The following is an 18,809-nucleotide window of genomic DNA, read 5'->3' as shown; positions in this document are numbered from 1 at the left end:
TCTCCGGATCGTGGCAGTCAACGGCCAACTCGGTGAACCTACTTGTCATGACTCTCCCAGATAGTGCGGACGGGGCTCAGAGTATTGGCTGGGCCGCCCGTCCGACAGATCCGCGATCTTCCTGACTGACCAGGGCCATCAGACCGGCTTGACCCGGCATCAGATACGCGAGAAGCCCCTGGTAGGAACAGGTCTGCGAAGATCACGTCCCGGAATCCAGAGGCTTCACGGTCGTCACCCGCCTGCACGGCTCGGGCTGATCAACCACTATCGCGCGCCAAGTCGTAGGCGCTCGGCCCTTCACTGTCGGGCGGGCTGAGGCTGCGGTGCAGGACCTCAGCGATCGTGTCGAGGGGTGTCCGGACGGCCCTGTGGTCTGCGCCGGTCAGCTCATCCAGCGGCCGGCTGCTGTCGAGCACGGTCCATCCGGCGGGAAGGAAATCGCTCGGTCCGGCACCGCCGACAGCCAAGAGCTACCTCTAAGCCTGTACGGTGCCTGGCGGCGGCGCGCACCAGGACACCCGAACGGGTGACAGCCACCGAGCGGCTGGCGAGGCTGAGTGCCGACTGACGTGCTGTTTCACCCGGCCAGGGCGAGGTTGTGCATAGTGGCGATGGCCTGGACGGCGTGATGGAGCCCGTCGCCCCTTTGGCGGCAGTCGCGGAGGATCTTGTAGTTCTTCATGCGGGAGAAGGTGTGCTCCACGCGGGCGCGGACCTTGTGGTGGGCGGCGTTGTCCTCTTGGCCTGCAGCCTCATTTGCTGGAGGCGCCCCAAGAGCGTCGCATCGTGATCCATCGGGGGCCGTGGCTATGCCGAGGCAAGGAAGTCCCGGACCGCGTCCGCGAAGCCGGCCGGGTCGTTGGCGTACAGGAAGTGGTCCGTGCCCAGTTCGACGAGACGGGTGCCGGACCGTCGGGCGGCCATCTGTGCTGCCTGCTCCGCCGGCAGTACACCGCCCTCGGCGCCGCGTATCAGCAGTGCCGGGCAGGCGGAGCCGGTCCAGTCGGCCCAGTGGTCGCCGTGGACTTGGTCCTCGGATTCGTAGATGTCCTTGGGGTGGAAGTGCAGGCCCCAAGTGCCGTCTGGCCGCTCGCGAACGGCGGATTCGAAGAAGGGGGCGAACGGGCCCAGCTGGGCTACGAATGCCTCCCGGCTGGGGCAGGTGCCCTCCGGAAGGTTCAGCACGAACGCCAGCGGGTTGCTGCCGTCCAGGCCGAGCTCGGCGCAGCCCTCGCCGTTGATCAGCGCGGTGACGCGCTCGGGGTGGCGGGCGGCGAACTGGTAGGCGTTGATCGCGCCGAGCGAGTGGCCCAGGAGGGCCGCGCGGTCCAGTCCCAGGTGGTCCATGAGGGCTTCCAGGTCGGCGAGGTAGCCCTCCCGGCTGTAGTCGGCCGCCCGGTCGGAGTGGCCGTGGCCGCGCTGGTCGGGCGCTATGACCCGCCAGTCCGGGGCGAGGCGGGCGGCGAGGTCGGCGTACGACATGCCCTCGGACATGTGTCCGTGCAGGGCGAGCAGCGGGCGGCCCGGTCCGCCGAAGTCCACGTAGGACAGGGTTCGGCCGTCGATGGTGAGCGCAGACCGCTTGGCGTTTTCGGTGTTCATGGGATCACCGTAGACGACATCTATACGGCCGTACAAGACGTGCGTGTAAGACGTCTGTATAGACCTCAGTGTGGTGCGGACGCCCAACCCGACTGTTCGCCGATGTGCGTGAACGGCTCCAGGCTCGCGCGAAAGAGGAGTGCCGCGCCTGGCCGCCTGCCGAGAAAAGCGCTTCGAACTCCACCGAGCCTTGCTCTCGTTAAGCTGCAACCTCACCCGCTGAAGGTGCCTCAAAAGGCCGGATCGTAATCGCGTTACGAGCTCATAGGGAGAGTGTCAGAGCGACACCACTGGGACGGCTCTCCTCGGGAGCAGCCGGAGTTCGACACCCCGCGGACGATGTGGCCGCAGCCGAGGTTCGAGGTTGACGGCCGGGTCGTGTTCTCCGCGTTCGTACGGCACCCCGGCACACAGCCCCATAGCTTCATGGCGCGCACCGCGCCTGGGAGCAGCGCCTCATCCCGGGTGGTCCCGCAGGCCAGGCCGGCTTCCTCCGTGACCTGATCTGGGACGTGGACGACAGGAGCGGCGCCGTCACGGCTGGCACCGATCTGCTGCCCGGTGAGCACGCCCCTGGCGGCCTCACCTGTTGCTGGCCTGTCCGCCCGCGACCGTGTCCGCACTCGCCGCGCACTGGTCCCGGGCCGAGCCGCTCCTCGAGGGGTTGCGTGAGCCGTATGCCGTGCACGCCGCGTGCCCGGCAGCTCGGTCGGCAGGCCGTAGCGCTCCAACGCGGCCGGGGTGAGGTCCAGGACCGGGTCGCCGTCCTTGCCGTTGCGGTGCAGCCGGGGCTGCCCGAGCTTCGCCTCGGCAAGCGTCCAGTCCACCAGCGCCGGGAGAGACTTGGCGGGCACGTCCAGGACCAGGCCGCCGACGCAGTATGCCGACACCTGCCCCTCGTTGTCGGCGTCGACAACTGCCAGCGGGCCGTTCTCGAAGCGCGCGTCGACGGCGCTGGCCGGAGAGCTCGCCAGTGCCGCCTTCTTTGCGGCCGGGCGCCGCGATGACGACCTCGTACGCGCTGGGCGTGATGCGGCGACCGGGGCAGCGGGAGGGTTCTGGGTGTTCTCGGAGCTGATCGTGGCCGCAGGCACGGAGGGCGGGGCGGCGACTACTGTTGACGCCTTCGTCGGTGCGGGCGTAGCGGTGGAGGCCTCCGGTATCGCCGTGTCCTGTGCGGGTACAGGCGTGTTGGCTTCGGCGGGGTAGAGCTCCGCGAGCTTGTCGAGCAGCCGCGCATAGGCATCGCGCTCCGGCGGCCGCGGCTCCGTCCTACCCGCCTCCTAGCCGCTCACCGTCGCGCGGTGCACTCCCAGGGCTGAAGCCACCTCATCAACTGTCAATCCGTGAGCTTTCCGCAGTCGCCTGCGCTCCTGCGGCTGTGGCAGCGGAGCACGGGATGCGACCAGGATCCTGGTGTCTCCGCCGTCAAGAGATCGTCGCAAGGCGGCAGCTGCGTGGGTGGCTTCGGTCGTTGGCCCATCGACGGCCCACGGCCCTTCATCCGTCCGGGCGAACAATACGAAGCCGCGTCCCTGCGCAAATGGAAGGTGCTGCGGGCGAATCAAGGGTTCTGTTCTTGCTACGAATGCGCCGCACAGGGGAATGTGAATGCTCCATCCGGGGTGCGGTGTAACTCGGACGCCGTACATGGCGTCAGAGGCTGCTTCTAACTTCGGCGGCATAAATTTCTGGGATGAGCCGGGCCGTGGACTGCACAATGCGGCCTTGCCGGAGAGTGCCGTTCAGGATGCTTGGGATCAGCTAAATGCTGCTGAATCCCGAGGAGTTGCTGTCGCGTGCGCAGCGCGCCTGTCCAAGGGTGACCTCATCCTGGCCCTTGTGCGCTCGGCTTCTGATCCGGCCGAGGTCCGTCGTGTCCTGGAGGAATTCGCCCGTGCCCGCGGCATCAGTTTTGACACGGTGGACCAGTACCGGCGGGTGTCTGCCTGGTACACACCGGACCGTCGGGAGGCCATGGAAGAGACCGGCGGCGCCGCTTCGTACACCGTGCTGCGGGAGGTTGCACTCCAGACGTTCGGCGAGGTCGATCCGCAGGCCCGGTTCGATGCCCTCCTGGCCGCGCTGCGGGAGACGGCGGCCTGCGGAGCAGGCCCTTTGACCGGCCCGGCCTATCGCAAGCGTCTCGGCGTCCCTGCGGTGCAGCAAGCCAGAAGCCTCTCGCCCATGGACGCCACAGCGCGGACCGATGAGCAACTGGTTGCGGGTGTCCTGCAAGCGGTCGCTGAGGACCCCCAGGGCCCTGCCCAGTTCTTCGACGTGTTGGCTGCCGAGGGAGGACTGGAGGCGTTGGAAAGCGCCTCTTTGATGCTCCGCAGGGCAAAGGCCGACGCCCGCACCCAGGAGGAGAGGGTTTTCGGGAAAGAGGAGCCTTCTCCGCTCGAGATCACCCTGCGGCTGGTGCTGCGAACCATGAAAGCACTGGAGAAGTCAATGGATCTCGATCCCGCCCACATCGTGGCAGTCCTGCCACCCGAACAATTCGCGGCATTGAACCGGGTGTGCGGGTCAGTCACGCAATGGCACGAGCTTCTGCTCGCAGCAGCGCGAGCAGAAGAACCAGGAAAGGAAGTGGCATGAGCTACCACACCATCGAGCATCAGGGAACCGTGTACGCGGGGCCATCTGAGTATGAGCGGGAGGACCAAGAGGCCGCCTTGGCACTCTTCATGGACATGTACGACGCCAGCGCCCTCTACCCCAACAATCCCGCCGCCGTCGTGGAATACATCCGCGGCAAGCTGCCGAAGCCGACCTCGGACAACGCCGCTTACGCGGAGATCGAGCTGATCCGCCACCTGACCACGCTGGTCCGTCAGTTCAAAGCAGCCTGGGCGGCCCGGGCCCGTGACGAGCGCGGTCCCCAACTGCCACCCCACAAGGTCGACAAGCCCGAGCCGCTGCCCGAGAAGCTGGTCCCCGGCCAGCGCGTGGACATGGTCGACCCGGAGTCCGGAGAGGTCATCGAGGTGATCGTTCCGCCGCAGTCGCAGGCCGACACCGAACCGAAGGTCAACCCGACCGCAGTCCAGCTGAACGCCGCCCGCTCCCACTGCTACGAGCAGCTGAACAGTCTCGCCCGCCGTCTGGAGTCGCTGGCGCAGATCAAGGACAGCGATCTCGTCGCGGAGGCGATGCGGAAAGTGAAGGAGTGCGACGACACGATCAAGTCCATCAACCGGCAGTCCAGGCAGATGCGCGGCTACTACGACGTGCTGGAACTGGTGGCCGCCGCACATCCCCGCCACCCGGAGGGAGCGAGCGTCGAAGACATCGTCCAGTCCGAAGCGATCGACCTGCGTGCGTACGGCCTGAGTCGCAAGAAGCTGCGAGAGTTCCTCGCCGCATTCGGCTCCAGCACGCAGGTGGTCGCATGACCTCCCCATCCCGCCCTTTCCCCCTCGTGACGCACCCCATGAGCACCACGGCGGAACGGAAGCTGTGGACCCTGAGCTACCAGCGGGTCGTCGGGTGCGCACGCTCAGAGATGCGCAGCCATGGCGGCCGCCGCCGACTGGACGTGTGGGGGCGCGACGGCACAAAACTCGAGTTCCAGCAGTGCAAAGACAGCGTCCCCAATACCCACAGCAAGGAGTTGTCCCACGCCACAGGACTCATGTGGGTCTTCTGTGCCATCAACCAGCACTTCGCCGAAGACCTCGTCATCACCTCGCGACAACGCTCCCGGGCCAACTTCTTCTGGAGCCGGCCGTGGAAGCTCATCGCAACCTGCAACGCTCACGTCCTGCTGGACCTGGGTCTCTCGCCGCAGATCGGCGACCACGTCCTCATCGAGGTCGACCATTTCGAGCTCGGCAACGGCGCCGCCACCGGAACCGGCGTCCTGCGTGACGCCCAGGAGTTCTGTCACTGGATGAGGGACGGCCATCCCTTGCTCCCGTACTCGTGGACGCCACGCGCAGCCTGAGCACCTTCCAGCGAGCACACTCTCGGCAGCCGCCAACCGGCGGCGGCTGCCGACATCCTCACCCAAGCCGCCCACCACGGATATCACGCGGCCGGCCCGTGCCCTCGAGCCGTCACCACGGCGTGTCCACCGTTGGCCCGGTGCCTGGACGATCCCTGCCCCCAGCACCTCGCGGCACGAGTAGGAGACCGGACACATGCCCGCAGAACAGACCGCCAATTCCCACTCCTCCAGTCGGCCGGACCCGGACATCGCACGACTAGCCCGCAGCCGCGAACTGCCAGACCACGAGGCTTCCCACGAACCCGCCTACGACATCCGGATCCTCAAGGAGATCCATCAGTACGTACGAAGCCTCGACCTTCCCATCCCCGTCCGTCCCACCGCTCCCGCGCTGCTTACCGTCCTGCGCGATGCCGAACAACACAGCAGCGGATACCAGAGGCACCTCATCGGCTACGCCGCGGCCAACCTCGACGCGGCCACCTGGATCGGCCAAGAGTCGGAAGAAGGCCGGCTCCGCCTTGCCGCCGCACTCGACTATCTAGCCAGGGCCGCCAGCACGCCCGTCCGGGAGACACCAGCAAGGTAAGCCTCGCTCGTGCGACCGGGCACTGCCCCAACCAGTGTTCGTGATCGGCCCGCCCAGCCGCAGCTGCTCCTCCAGGCGCCGGGCGAGGCGAGCGGCGAGGATCTCAGGTGCGTCCGCCCGGCCCGCGAAGCCCGCACGGGCGCGGGGCCGTCAGGGCGCAGCTACGAATACACGAGGTACGCCTTCTCGCCCGTCATCAGCGGTGCGTCGGCGGGCCCTTTGATGTACGGGCCTCGCCAAATCACGCGGTGTTCCTGGCGGCTGGGATACCACTGCCGGACCTTGTGCATCCGCACCGGCCACCGGTGGTGGTACACCCGCTTCATCTCGCCCGCCGGATCCGACGGGCGAGGCGAGGGCGCAGCAAGCCGGATGACCCGCACATCCGGGTCCCGCGGCATGGAGCCGCCCTCTCCGGTTGCGGTCGTGCGCACCCCGGACGCGGCCCGTGAGGGGCCGACGGCGGTGACACCCTGGGCGAGGAGCCGCCAGCAGGCGAACATGTAGCGGCCCACGAAGTCGTCGTAGGGGTCGTCCACTCGCCCGCCGCCCCATTCACCGGTCTCGGGGACCGGCTCTGCACGCCACTGGGAGGCCTGGTTGAGGGCCCTTTGCATCTGGCGATGGTGCTCGGACAGGTCAGCGAGCGCCTCGGTGCTCTCCTCCGCGAGGCAGGCATCGCCCCGCATCCCGTACATGCCGTCCGGCATCAGCGGTGGCAGCGGATTCCCGGAGGCGCGTGCCTGGGAGACCGCCTGTCGCCATCCGGCCGGCTGCACGGGGCCGTCGCGGTCCATGAACGTCGTCACCCGCACCCCGGAGTACTGGGCGGTGGGCAGGATCTGGTGCTGGGTGATGAACTGCCAGCCGAATGCCCTGGTGTCCGAGAGGGAGCCGGTGCGATTGACGACCACGATCGGCTCGGGCAGCACCAGCAGCCCGGTGGGCATGAGGATGTCCCGGTCGCGGTCCAGGGTGCTGACGTCGGCCGGTTCGAGGGTGGCGGCCGCGGCCATGACCGCGGCGTGCGCGGCCGGGGAGATGACGAGGACCTCCGCCTGCCGCAGCAGTTTCTGGATCTGACGTATCTGCCATGCGGCGGCCTCCCCCGCCGCCCGGGGCCACGGCGGTGGATGGCCCTGCTTGCCCAGCGTCATCGACAGCGCCGCGTCCCGCTCGATGTCCTCGGGCTTGTCCGCCATGTCGGCGAGATCGCTGTTCAGCAGCACTGCGTACAACTCGGAAACGACGTTGTTCATGTTGGAAGCGAGTGTCATCTGCACCCACGGGTTACCGGTCAAGCACCGCTGGGTCTGCTCCCGCAGGCGGTGTGCCGCCCGTGCCGCGGCAGCCGCGGTCCACTGCCCGTCCTTGTCCCTGCTGCGCTCCCGCTTGCCCCGGCTCGCTCGTCCCACCCCGAAGCCCCCTCCGCGTCGGCCAGTTGCCGAAGCCGTACCCGACCGGCATGGACGCGACACGGCGCGATCCAGCCGAGGGCCGGGCTGCGTCACCGCCGTTGAGCCGGCGGCCCACTGACCGACGCACACCCCGCCGCAAGCCACCCCTGTCTACGGCTGGTCGATCACTCGCTGCTACTTCCTCCAGCAGACCGCCGACGCCATCGAGAGGAGGCCAACGCCGTCACCATCGGCATCGGCCCCTACAAGGACTTTGGCCCCGACAAGGAGCAGGAGGCCCGGAAGCTGTTCACCCCAGCGCGTCGAAGTCGACCGCAACGAGCAGCGGCGCCGCCAGCAGCAGCTGGACCAGCCTGCCGACCAGGACACCCCTTCCAGCCAGCCACCAGCGGCCTGACCCCACGCCTCAGCCCCGCGGCTACCGGTGGCATCCATGTCACGCCGTGCGCTCCAGCTCCACCGCGACCGCTGCGCCCTCAAGTTGTCCCGCCGCAGTGCTGTCCTGCCGGGCCGCTCGCTCGGCGCGGGCCCGGCGCAGTGCCAAGGCGCGGATGGCCTCGGCCTCACGGCGGCGCTGGACACGGACGGCTTCAATCGGGGCCGGCTGCTCTTCCGAGAACACCTCCGGCTCCGGAAGCGCGCGGCAGGGTGCGCAGCGGCGCCGGCTGCTCGTTGAGGTGTTGGTTGACCAGACGCCAGGAGGTGCCGGTGAAGGGCCGTTGCCCGGTGACCATCTCGTAGAGCACGCAGCCCAGGGAGTACATGTCGGAGCGGCAGTCGAACGTGCCGGACAGGGCCTCGGGGGCCATGTAGGCGGGGGTCCCGATCAGGACGCCGGCCGTGGTGATGTCGTGCCGGGCGTCGCTGCTCCTGGTGATGCCGAAGTCGACGACTGTGGCCTCGCCGCTGGAGCGGACGATGATGTTGGACGGCTTGATGTCCCGGTGGGTCAGGCCCGCCTTGTGCGCGGCCTCCAGGGCGTCGGCGACGCAGGCCGCCGTGTACATCGCCTTCGACAGCGGGAGCCGCCCGGCCTCGAGGACCGTGCTGAGCGACTTGCCCGGCAGCAGCTGCATCACCAGGTAGGCGTGCAGACGCCCGTCGTACATCGCGGATCCGAAGTCGTGCACGGTGACGATGTTCGGGTGGGGCAGACCGCCGGCGACCGCAGCCTCGCGGGCGAACCGGGCCACCTGCCGCTCGTGGTCCGCACCGCCGTCGCCAGCGAGGACCTTGACCGCCACCTTGCGGTCGACCCGGGAATCGTGCGCCTTCCAGACCTGACCGAAGCCGCCCGCACCGATCGGCTGAATCAGCCGATAGCGGCCGTCCAGCACGGTCCCTGCCTGCACGACTCCCCCTCTTCCAGCGGTCACCGCGACAGCAGCGCACGGTGTATCAGGCGTGTACCCGTCACGCTACGCCGTGACAACCACCAGTAACAGGGGGTGCTGGTCTGCTCAGGCCGTGTCGCGCAGTGCAGTCGACTGAGGGGCGTCGGCCTGCGTCCCGGACTCCCGGGCCGCGCGCTCTTGCCGGGCCCGGCGCAGGGCGGCGGCGCTGTGCACGGCTCGCCTCGATCGAGGCCGGCGCGTCGTCCGGGATCACGTCCGGCTCGGGGAACGCTCGGCGGCTCAGCTCCCGCATCGTGGCGGTCTGCCGCTCCACCGCTTCCGCGATGGCCGGGTCCACCGTCGACGGCCGCACGGCCTGGCGGTGCGCCTCGATGGCACGGCGGTAGCCGTCCGGCGGGGTCCGTCGCTGCACCGGCGCGGCGGGCACGTTCGGCGGAGCCGGGTCGGCGGCCGCCATGGCGGGACCAGCCGTCACGGGTGTGGGCGCCAGGACGTGCAGTGTGCGGACGTTCGCGCCCTGCACCTTCTCGTTGGCGGCCGCGACCAGCTTCGGTGCGCTCCAGCGCAGCTTCGTGCCGTACGCGGGGGCGTCGGGGGCGACGTCCAGGCGGCCGGTGTCCGCGTCGAACGCCACGGCCTGGACGTGCCCGGCGAGCTCCGGCGCAGCCGCGGCGAGGATGTCGTCGAACTGCGCGAGGACGCTGCCGCCTGCGGCCGGGGCGACCAGGCCGCGCTCGGTCATCATCATGCTGATCGCGCTGCCGAGCCTGAGCGGCTCGCGGCCGTCGCGGCGTACGACCGTGCCGGTGCGCCGCTTCGGCTTCTCCTTCCGGGTGCCGCCGTCCTTCTTCGCCGCTTCCCGGGCGGCGACCAGGGCCTGGCGCGCGAGGTCGACCCCGCTCAGCTCGGCGCTCACGCGATCACCGCCCCGGCCGTACCGCCGTCCAGCGAACGCGCGCGAGCCTGGTGAGCCGGTCCGTCCACGGCGCGGACGCGGCCGTCTCGGTGCGGGCCGCCGCCTGCTCGCGCAGCTGCTCCAGCCGCGCCGTCAGCAGGTACTCGGCGACGCGCTCCCGGGCCGCGTCGGCGGCCTTCGTCGCGGCGGCGATGGCGTCCGCGCCGTTCGGGTTGTGCTGGAACCAGGGGCGGCCCTGCTCGGCCTTGTACGCCCGTCGGGCCTCGGCTTCGGCCTCCTCGGTCCGGCCCAGCATCGCCAGGGCGTTGTCCTGGTACTCCTGGACGGCCTGCTGTGCGGTCTGGAACGCGGCGAATGCGTACGCGTCCTCAGCTGCCTGCGGATTGGCCTCCAGCATGGCGACGTCGGTGATCTGCAGGAACTCCTGCCAGGCGCTTGCGATGCTGTTGCCGATGGCCGTCCGGACTTCGGCGACGACGGCCGCGACGTTGCCCGGGTCGGTCAGGTCGGCGGACCAGGCCGCCGCGAGGAGACAGGCCTCACCGATCAGGGTCTCGGTCTGACGGCGGTGGTCGCACGCCTCGCACAGCCCGGCCGCCTGGTCCTGCCCGCAGTCCTCGCACGGCAGGGCCTGGCGCACCGCGTTGGCGGCGGCCGCGGCCTCACGTTCGCGCTCCGCCCGCTCCTGGGCAGCCGCACGGGCGGCATCGCGGCGGGCCTGCTCCGCGCGGGCCTGCTCCCGACGCCGCACGAGGCCCTCCGCCTCGATAGCCGCCTGCTCCCGCAGCCGCTCATCGAGGACCCGGCGGCGCTCGCCCGCACTCAGGCCAGGCAGCTCCCGGTCGACCTCCGCCGCGATCTTCGCCCGCCGGGCACGCCGGATGTGGACCACGTTGTTGCAGTTCTCGCACTCCCCGCCGGTGTCCAGCCGGATCCCGTCATCGCAACGGCGGTCCGTGCACGCCTGACGCTGCACCAGGCCCCGCCCGATCAGCCACCCGTACGGCTTGTTGACCAGGGCCTCCCCGCCGGTCTCCTCCAGCCGGTCGGTGAGCCGGTCGGCCAGCAGCCGCGGCGCGCCACCCGGCAGCGCCAGCAGACCCTCCAGTCGCCCCAGCTCAGCCTTCACCTCCGCCACGACCTTGTCCTGCTGCCAGCCCGACAGCCGCTCCCACAGCCCCGCGACCGGCCCCAGAGCCACCCGCAGACCAAGATCAGCCGGAAGGTCCACCCTCCGCTGCTGCTGCGCCTTTTCCCACCCCATGGCCTTCGGTCGGCCACCGGCTCCAGCCCCGGCAGCACGCTGCCCAGCACGCCCTTCGACCGGGGACTTCTTCGGCTTTTCCCCGCGCAGCGGGCCGCCCTCCGCCACCAACGGCGCCGACTCGGCAACGGCGGCCTGGCCGTCGGCGGCCTGGTCCTCGCGCGCGCACGCGCGCTCCGGCCGACGGCCTTCAGCTCCACGGCCTTCGCCGGAAAAACCCCAAGAGAGCTGCAGAGGAACGACGGGAGTAACCACAGAAGCGTGGCCTGCGTGGTGCTCTGCACCATCGGGACGCTCCTGATCCTCGGCCCGACCCGCCTGTTCAGCGCCACCAATCCCAGGCGTACCAAGGGCACCGGTCACATCAGCCGGAGCATGATCTCCGCATGCACCATCAGGACGCGCCGAAAACTCAGGATCGGACCCCTGAGCAGCCTCCACAGAGGCCAAGGTGCGGCCGTACGCACGAGCCACGGGCAGCAGCATGACCTTGCCCCGGCCGTTCATCCGCGTCGTCGTTGCCTTACGCTGCCGGGCCACGACACCGGCCTCCGTCAGCCTGGCCAGGACCTTCCGCGCCCCGGACGGCGAGCAGCCCAGCAGCCGGGCCAGCGTCGCCGCCCCGCGCCCCTCCTTCTTCTTGACCGAGCCACCGCACAGCTGCAGCCAGCCCGACGCCCGCGTGTTCAGCACCATCAGCAGCAGCCCGAGCCGGTCCGTTGCGGCCCCCTTGCCCGTGCGGCCGGCCAGCAGTCCCGGCGGCGTCGGCTCCTTGTTCTCCGGCGTCCAGCCGTGCCCGAACAGGGCCTCTATGAGGCGCAGTAGCGTCGCCAGCTCCGCCTTCGTCAGCGCGAGCGGGTGCCCCGCTCCCCCGCCGTGGTGGGCATTCCACAGCGGCATGACCAGGCAGTCCAGCCCGGTCGGGTGCCCCTGCACGTCCGTCACTACCCGAGTCCGCAGTGCGCCCGAGCCGCGCAGCACCGGCAGCACCTTGTGGTGAACGGTCGACTCCTTCACGCCCATCCACCGACCGAGCTCCGACCCCCAGATGGAGGTCTGGAGGTCGGTCTTCTCGCCCTGCGGCGCCCGTGACTTCGCGTACAGCACCACCGCCGCCAACTTCGCCGCGTCCTTCAGCCCGGCGATCGACGGGTCCGACAGCAGTGCCTGGACCGCAGCGCGCAGCCGCAGCCGCATCGTCCGACCGAGGCGCAGCGGGTCTTCCCGGCCGCTGTCACCCAGCTCGCCCGAGGCCGGCACCGACCGCAGCGCGTTCCGCTGCCCGGGCAGCACCGGAGCCTCGTCGACGGAGTTGTTGAGGACCTCCCACAGGGGGCGGTCCAGCACGGCGGCCTGTGCCGCCACGGCGCTCACCGGCCCGCCCGGGGAGAACTCGGAACGTGAACCATCCGGCGACCCTGGATCAGGTCACCTGTGGACAGAATCCACACCCCGGCAGAGAACCTGTGGAAGGCACCGCTACCGGAAGGAGACAGGGAGGGTCGCACCGCGGCAGCCGTCCGGGAGTGGACACCGGATCGTGTGATGTCGGCCACGCTGGGCTGACTTTGTGGCCGCTCCGGCGGGTGGAACGGTGCTACACGGGGTCGCCAAAGCTGGCGACCCCGAACGAGGTCATGCACAATGACTCCAGTCACGGGACTTCGGTCGTGTGGCATGACGAAGCCCCGACTCGGGTGCTTCTGGTTTCTGGTGGAAACCTGATTTCGAACTGTTCGACCGGCTCCCAACCGGGCGGACAATCCCTTCGGAGGGGCCTCCCAAAGCCCCTCCGGTGGCAGATGGGCGCTGAGCCGAGGTGACTCCCAATCACCTGGCGGCTGAGCGACCCGGGGCGGCATGAAGACCCATGCGGGCGCCGCCCCGAAGACCTACGTCATCCCGACCCCCTCACCAGAGGGGCGCTCCGGGGTGCGCGCGGACAGCACGAACGCCCCGTCGAAGGACCAGCAGCGGGCATGGCTGCTGCCCCCACGGCGGGGTGCGGTGTGTCGGGTGACGGGTACGGGTACCCTGATCACGTCGGCACCTTCCTTCTCGCGAAAAGGGTGCTCGGCAGGCTTTCGGACCCCCACTACAAGGTCCGTCAGCCACGTGGCCCCTCCCGGCTTGCTCAAGGCCGGTCGACGGGGCCACTTCTCTTTTTGATCAACGCTGGGGGCCACTGTACCGTTCCAGCGGTAATCCGAGGGCCCCTGGGGTGCACGTGTCGCCGAGTCGGGCCGACGCTGACGGCGCATCAAGATGCCTGCCTCCCTACTGGGTTCGAGAACCATTCGGCACTACAAACGCGCTGGTGGGACAGCACGTGCCCATGATCCGAACAGATTTTTAAGCCGAATCCAATAGGGTTCACACGAACACCTCTGTGACTCCCGCCGGGCGGGCCACTTTCCTCCCCGCCTTCCCGCCGGCGGGAAGCCGGACCTCATTTGAAATAGTCCGGCGTTGTCCACTCGAAGGCGTGACGCCCTGGGTGTCCGACGAATAAGATGCACACCTCGGACATGACTTCCCCCGGCCTTGTTTCCGCCGGGCAGTTCCCCATTGGCACCACGTCGCGGCGACCGATCGGCTCGTCCCACCGCACCCACCAGGACACCGCCTCGCCGTTGGCGAGACGGCCCGCTCCAAAAGGCCTCGAGCAGTCCCCCATGGCATGGTGCGGTCCCGGATGCCCCATCTCGAGCTCGCACTGCAACTCCGTGTAGAACGATGCCGACCCGTGCGGTATCTCGGAGAGGAATCGGATCTCGCGCTCGGAAAGCGTGATCGATTCCGCACATGCACTGGGCTTGGCCACTCGCCCTCTCCCTGCCATCGCCGTACGGCGCTTTCGCTGTCATCGCCAGTCCCACTCGTGGGCGAGCACGGAGTAGAGCACGCTGTCGCGCCAAGCCCCGTTCGTGAAGACGTGATCGCGCAGGACGCCCTCGCGCGTGAAGCCGAGCTGCTGCACCACTGCGATCGAGGCGGCGTTGTCCGGGCCGATCGCTGCCGTGATCCGGTGGAGAGCGAGCTCCTTGAACGTGTACGTGACCAGAGCGCGGGCCGCGTCCGTGGCATAGCCGTGGCCCCACTCCTTCGCTGCGATGGCGTAACCCAGCTTCCCGGCCTGAACGCCGCTGAGCCCAATCCGGGCGAATCCGATCACCCTCTCGTCGTCATGCTTGGTCACCCCGAAGTAGAACTCGGTGCGGGGCTCCTGCAGCGCGCGTTCAATGGTGCCCTCGATCATGGCGACAGCCTGAGCACGGTCACGGCTGTTGAAGCTGAGCCACGTGGTGACCTTTTCATCGCCAATGATCGCCAGGACATCATCGACGTCATCGCGGGTGAACTCGCGCAGGACGACCTGCTCGCCTGCGATGCGGATCGGATACGGCACCGGTGAACTCCTAGCTGGGGAGGGACTTGAGCGGGGTGCGGGTGAAGGCCTCGATCTGCTCCTGGAGCTCCCCGCCGGCTTCGGCGAGCGGCGATTCGCCTAGAGCCCGGTGGACTCGCTGAGCGCAGTGGATGATGCCGTTGATCCGCTGCTCCGGCACGAGTTCGAGCATGGGCGCGACCGCCTCTGCGGCGCCCTCCAGCTCGCCCGCCCGGATCCGGGTGATCGCCAGGGCGCTGCGCGAGCCTGCCTGGTCTCCGAACGCCCACTCTGGAGAGCTGGTGTCCTCATATGCGTCGACTGCCCGGCCTGCGTAGTCCGCCGCTGCCGCGGTCTCCGAGGGCAGCCAGGAGAGAGCTTCGGCCGCGTAGTAGATCTGCCGGGTCCGCCCGAACGTGCAGAGCCCGCCCAGTTCGTCGACCTCGTCCTCCTGTACGGAATTCCAGGCGGCCTCAGCACGCTCGATGGCGGCCCGGGTCGCGTTAGCGTTGCCGAGAGCAGCCCAAGCACGGGCTTCACTCACCGGCAGCCACACACTGGCGGTGCTGGTCCCTGCGAACTCCGCACCCGACTGGGCGTACTTGACGGACTCGCGAGTGCGGCCAGCCCAGTACGAGACCAGTGACTGGATGCCACGGATCCAGGCGCGGAGGCCGTTGTGGTCCGCGTTGTCCGCGCAGACGAACGCCGTCCGGGCCTGGGTGAGCGCCGCGTACGGGTTGGCGAGGTCGTGCGAGGCCTTTGCGAGCAGCCCACCGGTCACACCGGCCAGGAAGTAGAGCTGCCGGGCCTGGCTCGGTCGGCGCTGCTGTTCGAGCAGCGTGAAGAGGGTGTCCTGGGTGGTGAACAGATCGGGAAGCAGCTCCGTGAGCGGCTTCTGCGGATAGTCAGTCGCCAGGCGCTGCACGTCCTCGTGCACCTGCTCCAGCACATCAATGGTGAGGTCGGTCTGGCCTGCCGTCAGGGCAAAGCTCTTCGCGCGCCGCGCTGCCATCTCAATGAGCTCCTTGTCCGCGGTGGGCCGACCGGTGGCAACGTCCAGCCCAGTGGATCCGGCAGTTGCCGCCGGTAAAGCTCCGTCCCATGGGGCGAGGAGCTGCTCCAGCGGCCTGTCGAACATGGCTTGCAGGACGCGACGCATGACCGGGGTGGTGTTGGTGCGCTCGCCGCTCGCGAGCCGCCGAAGATGCCGAGTGCTGAGGGTGACGTTCTCCCCAAGCTCCCCGGCTAAACGAGCGAAGTCGCGAGCGACTTCGTCGTACGTCTTCGGCTGCTGGCGCAGCAGAAACTCCAATGTGGTGCGCGGATCTCCCTGCTGGGCGCTTCCGGCCACCGCTCCTCCCGAGTCACGAAATCGTGCTCTGCGGACCTCAGTGTCGTGCCGCGACGACGGCTAGTCAGCAGAGCGAGAGCTCTGGTCCGGCAGCGGTCCTCTTCATGTCCCGGACTGGTCCGGTACGGGACTGCTGCTGGACCTCGTTTGGTCATGCTCCCCCATCAGACGGTTGTGATCAGCGAATTCATGCGATCCAGCGGCGAGTTGAGGAGGCCACCATGACCGACAACCGGCACTTGGTGACCGACGCGCACGGTCGCTCCACGGACTTCACGACCAACGCTCCCGCCACCGGTTGCCGGTGCGGCGGGCGCGGCCCCCTGCCGAAGTCGCGGCACTGGGCCAGGGCAGCTGTAGCCATCACGGCCATCCTGACTGCTGGCCTGGTCGTGGTGGTCTTGCTCCTGACGGTCCGCGACATTGTCGTGGCGGTCGCCGGAAGTAGCGTCACTGGCTTCCTCCTCAAGGTCCTGTTCGCGTCGCCCGAAAAGCGCGACCGGTGAGCGCCGTGGGCGGGGTCGAGCTGCTGGAGCGCGAAGCTGAGCTAGTCCAGGGCATCAGCCCGTTCGGCGAGCTCCAGCAGCTCTCGCGGAGCATTCGGCCCGGCAATCAGCACCAGCTCGCGGATTGCCGCGCGGGCAGCTTGGTGCGTCTGGATGATCTCCGGTGCGATAGCTTCCGCGCGCAGCAGGCAGTCGAGTGCCTCTCCCCCGTGACGCCTCTGCGCATGGGCGCGCCCAAGGTCCATCAGGAGCCGGCCCTGCCGCTCGGGCGAGAGCCCGTCAGCATCGATGCTCAGGCCGATGTCCAGGGCCTCGCCCGCATCGCCCAGGTCGACTGCGGTGCTGACCGCCTGAATTTCGACGTTCACCGGACCGAACTCGAGGTTGAAGTCGTTGCGGTTCTCCCCGAGTTGCTCAGCGATGGCGCGAGCCTTGGCGATCTCCTCTTTCGCCTCAGCGCGAGCGCTGGCGCTGGCACGGACGAGGGCGAGCGCCAGGTGGAGGGCACCGAGGACCGACAGACTCTCGGGGGAACGCGCGTCCCGCTCTTCCAACGCTTTGATCGCGGTCTGCGCGGCATGTTCAGCCTGGCCAAGGGCTTTCAGACGAACGAAAGCGTGGACCATACGATAGACGCTGGCGCACACGTGGAGCGGGTCGCCGGACTGCTCAGCTGCGAAGACCGCACGGTCGGCGGCCACCCAGGCGGCGTCGGCTTCGTCCTGCCGGACGAAGGCGGCCGACAGCGCCTGGTAGGCCCGGGACAACAGCAGGTACAGCTGCGCCTGGTCCTCGCTGTTGACCGTGCGGACCGCGCGTTCGAGTTCCGGGAGAAGGGCCACGGACAGGGTGCTGACCTGCGCCAGCTGTCCCGCGTGCGTGAGGTCCCACAAGTCGTCGACGTCACCGCGGAGCTCGCTGGTCGGTCGCACTTGCAGGGAACTGTCCTGACCGCCGGCCAGTACGGTGTCGAGCGCTGGGTGCCCCGAGAGCACGCGGCGGGTTTCGTCCAGGTCGTTGGAGAGCGACAGCGGGGCGGGGGTCTCTGATGGCCCACCAGCCTCAACCAGAGCGTTGGGACGCAGCTGCTGCACTGACACGCCCAGTTCGTCAGCGATCTGCTGAAGGAGATCCATCCGCTGGACGGGTTGCACGCCCCGCTCCACTTGGGACAGCCAGCTGCTGGTTCTACCGAGAGCGGCCGCGAGTTCGGACTGAGTCCGACGGCGCTCCTTTCGGAACTTCTGGACACGTTGGCCGAAGGCCCGGTCCTGAGGGTCGACGTCCTTGCCTGTCGGCTTCACGGGCGCTCCGTCCCTGGGCGCTTGCTCAGCTCCTCCAGCTCGTGCAGGAACACGACGTCGACGCGGCTCAGGAACTCCTCCCGAGCCGCGAGGAAACGCTTGGTGTGCTCCTGTTCCTCGTGAGCCGCGAACGCGTTGCGGTCCGCGTACAGCTCGTAGAAGACCCTCACCGTCGGCTCGTCCTCGGGGGTGTGCACCACGTAGGCCAGCGTGCCCGGCTCGGTGCGGATGCCTGGGATGGTCTGGGCGACCAGCTGGTCGAACTGCTCGGCAGCCTGTGCATCTCGCAGGGTGAATCGCACTGTCAGTGCATATCCGCTGGGCACGAGGTCTTCCTCTCCACGTCGCGTAGGCATGCACACATTCTCACACCGAAAGCGCTAGTACCAGCTAGCACTTTTACTGTTGACTCGCACTTGCAGTGCTACTACTGTCCGAAGTGTTCCGCCCCGGAAGGGACGAGACGCCGGAAGACGCCTATTTGGCCTGCCCGAATGCACCTGATCGACGTGTCCCGCCTGCGAGGCGGACCCCACCGAAAGGAGCCCCACCCGATGAGCACGATCTCTGCCCCCACCGCCGGCCTCACCGAGTTCGACAGCGAGACCCTCGCCCTCCTGGACGCGATCGAGGTGGAGCTTCCCGCGTTCGGCGACGACGTGGACCTGGACGTGGCGTTCGGTACGCCGCTGGAGATGTACGAGTTCGTGACCCCGGACGAGCTGGCCCGCTGGGACGCCGCCTCCAACCTCAAGAAGGGCCGGAGGGCCGCGCGGGCGAAGGTCGCTCACGCCTCCGCAGCGCGCAGGGCCGCAGCCGAGGACATCCTCGCGACGGATCCCTCGATCACCGATCTAGTCCGTGAGCGCCTGGTCGACGCGCTCATCCCCTACGCCGCGCAGCTGCGCATCGAGCCGCCGGCCGCCGCGCCCTTGCCGGTCGCGGCCTGACTCCCCCTGCACTCCCCGCCGGGTCTTCGGACCCGGCTCCCCCACCCGGAACTGCCTGCGGGCGGCGCCGGATGAGGGAGCCGGAACGTCGGCTCTCTACCAGCACCACCGCAGAAGTCGTCCGCCTCGCAAGAGGGGGCCGGGTTGATAGCAACACCAAATCCCCGGGTTCTCGACTTCTCTCTGCACATCGCAGCGCTATGCGCTG

Annotated in this window: 15 protein-coding genes and 2 pseudogenes; 6 read left to right on the top strand and 11 right to left on the bottom strand. The window is 68.9% G+C overall.

What is annotated here, in order from left to right:
* Positions 1–580: 580 nt before the first annotated feature.
* From AC07F0_RS37090 to AC07F0_RS37080, 3 genes and pseudogenes are all read right to left on the bottom strand, one after another.
* Positions 581–745: pseudogene (locus AC07F0_RS37090) on the bottom strand (transposase); the annotation flags it as partial.
* A 65-nt stretch (positions 746–810) separates the two neighbouring features.
* Positions 811–1,605 (bottom strand): alpha/beta fold hydrolase, encoded by a 795-nt coding sequence (locus AC07F0_RS37085; RefSeq protein WP_478984440.1) that lies wholly within the window; start codon positions 1,603–1,605, stop codon positions 811–813.
* A 686-nt stretch (positions 1,606–2,291) separates the two neighbouring features.
* Positions 2,292–3,017, bottom strand: a pseudogene (locus tag AC07F0_RS37080) (helix-turn-helix transcriptional regulator); the annotation flags it as partial.
* A gap of 238 nt (positions 3,018–3,255) precedes the next feature.
* Here AC07F0_RS37080 and AC07F0_RS37075 point away from each other — a divergent pair.
* From AC07F0_RS37075 to AC07F0_RS37060, 4 genes are all read left to right on the top strand, one after another.
* Entirely contained in the window at positions 3,256–4,206 is a 951-nt protein-coding gene (locus AC07F0_RS37075) for a hypothetical protein (protein ID WP_478984438.1), read from the top strand.
* Positions 4,203–5,003: a hypothetical protein gene (locus AC07F0_RS37070; RefSeq protein ID WP_478984437.1), complete on the top strand. Its 801-nt coding sequence runs from the start codon at positions 4,203–4,205 to the stop codon at positions 5,001–5,003. Before AC07F0_RS37075 ends, AC07F0_RS37070 begins: the two co-directional genes overlap by 4 nt.
* Before the next feature lie 38 nt (positions 5,004–5,041).
* The gene (locus AC07F0_RS37065) at positions 5,042–5,554 is read left to right on the top strand and encodes a hypothetical protein (RefSeq protein WP_478984436.1); all 513 of its coding nucleotides are present in this window, start codon (positions 5,042–5,044) and stop codon (positions 5,552–5,554) included.
* Between the two features lie 196 nt (positions 5,555–5,750).
* Entirely contained in the window at positions 5,751–6,146 is a 396-nt protein-coding gene (locus tag AC07F0_RS37060; protein ID WP_478984434.1) for a hypothetical protein, read from the top strand.
* Between the two features lie 161 nt (positions 6,147–6,307).
* On the opposite strand, the gene AC07F0_RS37055 is transcribed toward AC07F0_RS37060, so the two are convergent.
* From AC07F0_RS37055 to AC07F0_RS37030, 6 genes are all read right to left on the bottom strand, one after another.
* Positions 6,308–7,405, bottom strand: a complete 1,098-nt coding sequence (locus AC07F0_RS37055) for a hypothetical protein (RefSeq protein WP_478984432.1) — start codon at positions 7,403–7,405, stop codon at positions 6,308–6,310.
* Between the two features lie 749 nt (positions 7,406–8,154).
* Positions 8,155–8,916 (bottom strand): serine/threonine-protein kinase, encoded by a 762-nt coding sequence (locus AC07F0_RS37050; RefSeq protein WP_478984431.1) that lies wholly within the window; start codon positions 8,914–8,916, stop codon positions 8,155–8,157.
* A 61-nt stretch (positions 8,917–8,977) separates the two neighbouring features.
* Positions 8,978–9,835, bottom strand: a complete 858-nt coding sequence (locus AC07F0_RS37045) for a DciA family protein (protein ID WP_478984430.1) — start codon at positions 9,833–9,835, stop codon at positions 8,978–8,980.
* 4 nt (positions 9,836–9,839) lie between these two features.
* Entirely contained in the window at positions 9,840–12,464 is a 2,625-nt protein-coding gene (locus AC07F0_RS37040) for a hypothetical protein (protein WP_478984429.1), read from the bottom strand.
* Between the two features lie 1,498 nt (positions 12,465–13,962).
* Positions 13,963–14,508, bottom strand: a complete 546-nt coding sequence (locus AC07F0_RS37035; RefSeq protein ID WP_478984427.1) for a GNAT family N-acetyltransferase — start codon at positions 14,506–14,508, stop codon at positions 13,963–13,965.
* 10 nt (positions 14,509–14,518) lie between these two features.
* The gene (locus AC07F0_RS37030; RefSeq protein WP_478984426.1) at positions 14,519–15,841 is read right to left on the bottom strand and encodes a hypothetical protein; all 1,323 of its coding nucleotides are present in this window, start codon (positions 15,839–15,841) and stop codon (positions 14,519–14,521) included.
* 221 nt (positions 15,842–16,062) lie between these two features.
* On the opposite strand from AC07F0_RS37030, the gene AC07F0_RS37025 reads away from it, so the two are divergent.
* Entirely contained in the window at positions 16,063–16,347 is a 285-nt protein-coding gene (locus AC07F0_RS37025; RefSeq protein ID WP_478984424.1) for a hypothetical protein, read from the top strand.
* A 41-nt stretch (positions 16,348–16,388) separates the two neighbouring features.
* Here the strand turns inward: AC07F0_RS37025 and AC07F0_RS37020 are convergent, their stop codons facing one another.
* Together AC07F0_RS37020 and AC07F0_RS37015 are read right to left on the bottom strand one after the other, a co-directional pair.
* On the bottom strand, positions 16,389–17,651 hold the full coding sequence (locus AC07F0_RS37020) for a helix-turn-helix domain-containing protein (RefSeq protein ID WP_478984422.1): 1,263 nt from the start codon (positions 17,649–17,651) through the stop codon (positions 16,389–16,391).
* Positions 17,648–17,977: a putative quinol monooxygenase gene (locus AC07F0_RS37015; protein ID WP_478984420.1), complete on the bottom strand. Its 330-nt coding sequence runs from the start codon at positions 17,975–17,977 to the stop codon at positions 17,648–17,650. Before AC07F0_RS37015 ends, AC07F0_RS37020 begins: the two co-directional genes overlap by 4 nt.
* A gap of 228 nt (positions 17,978–18,205) precedes the next feature.
* On the opposite strand from AC07F0_RS37015, the gene AC07F0_RS37010 reads away from it, so the two are divergent.
* Positions 18,206–18,601 (top strand): hypothetical protein, encoded by a 396-nt coding sequence (locus tag AC07F0_RS37010; RefSeq protein ID WP_478984419.1) that lies wholly within the window; start codon positions 18,206–18,208, stop codon positions 18,599–18,601.
* Positions 18,602–18,809: the final 208 nt, after the last annotated feature.

It is taken from the genome of Streptomyces sp. NPDC045955 (assembly GCF_056430805.1).
Note: the sequence above shows the minus strand (reverse complement) of the source record. Positions and strands in the feature narration are given on the sequence as shown.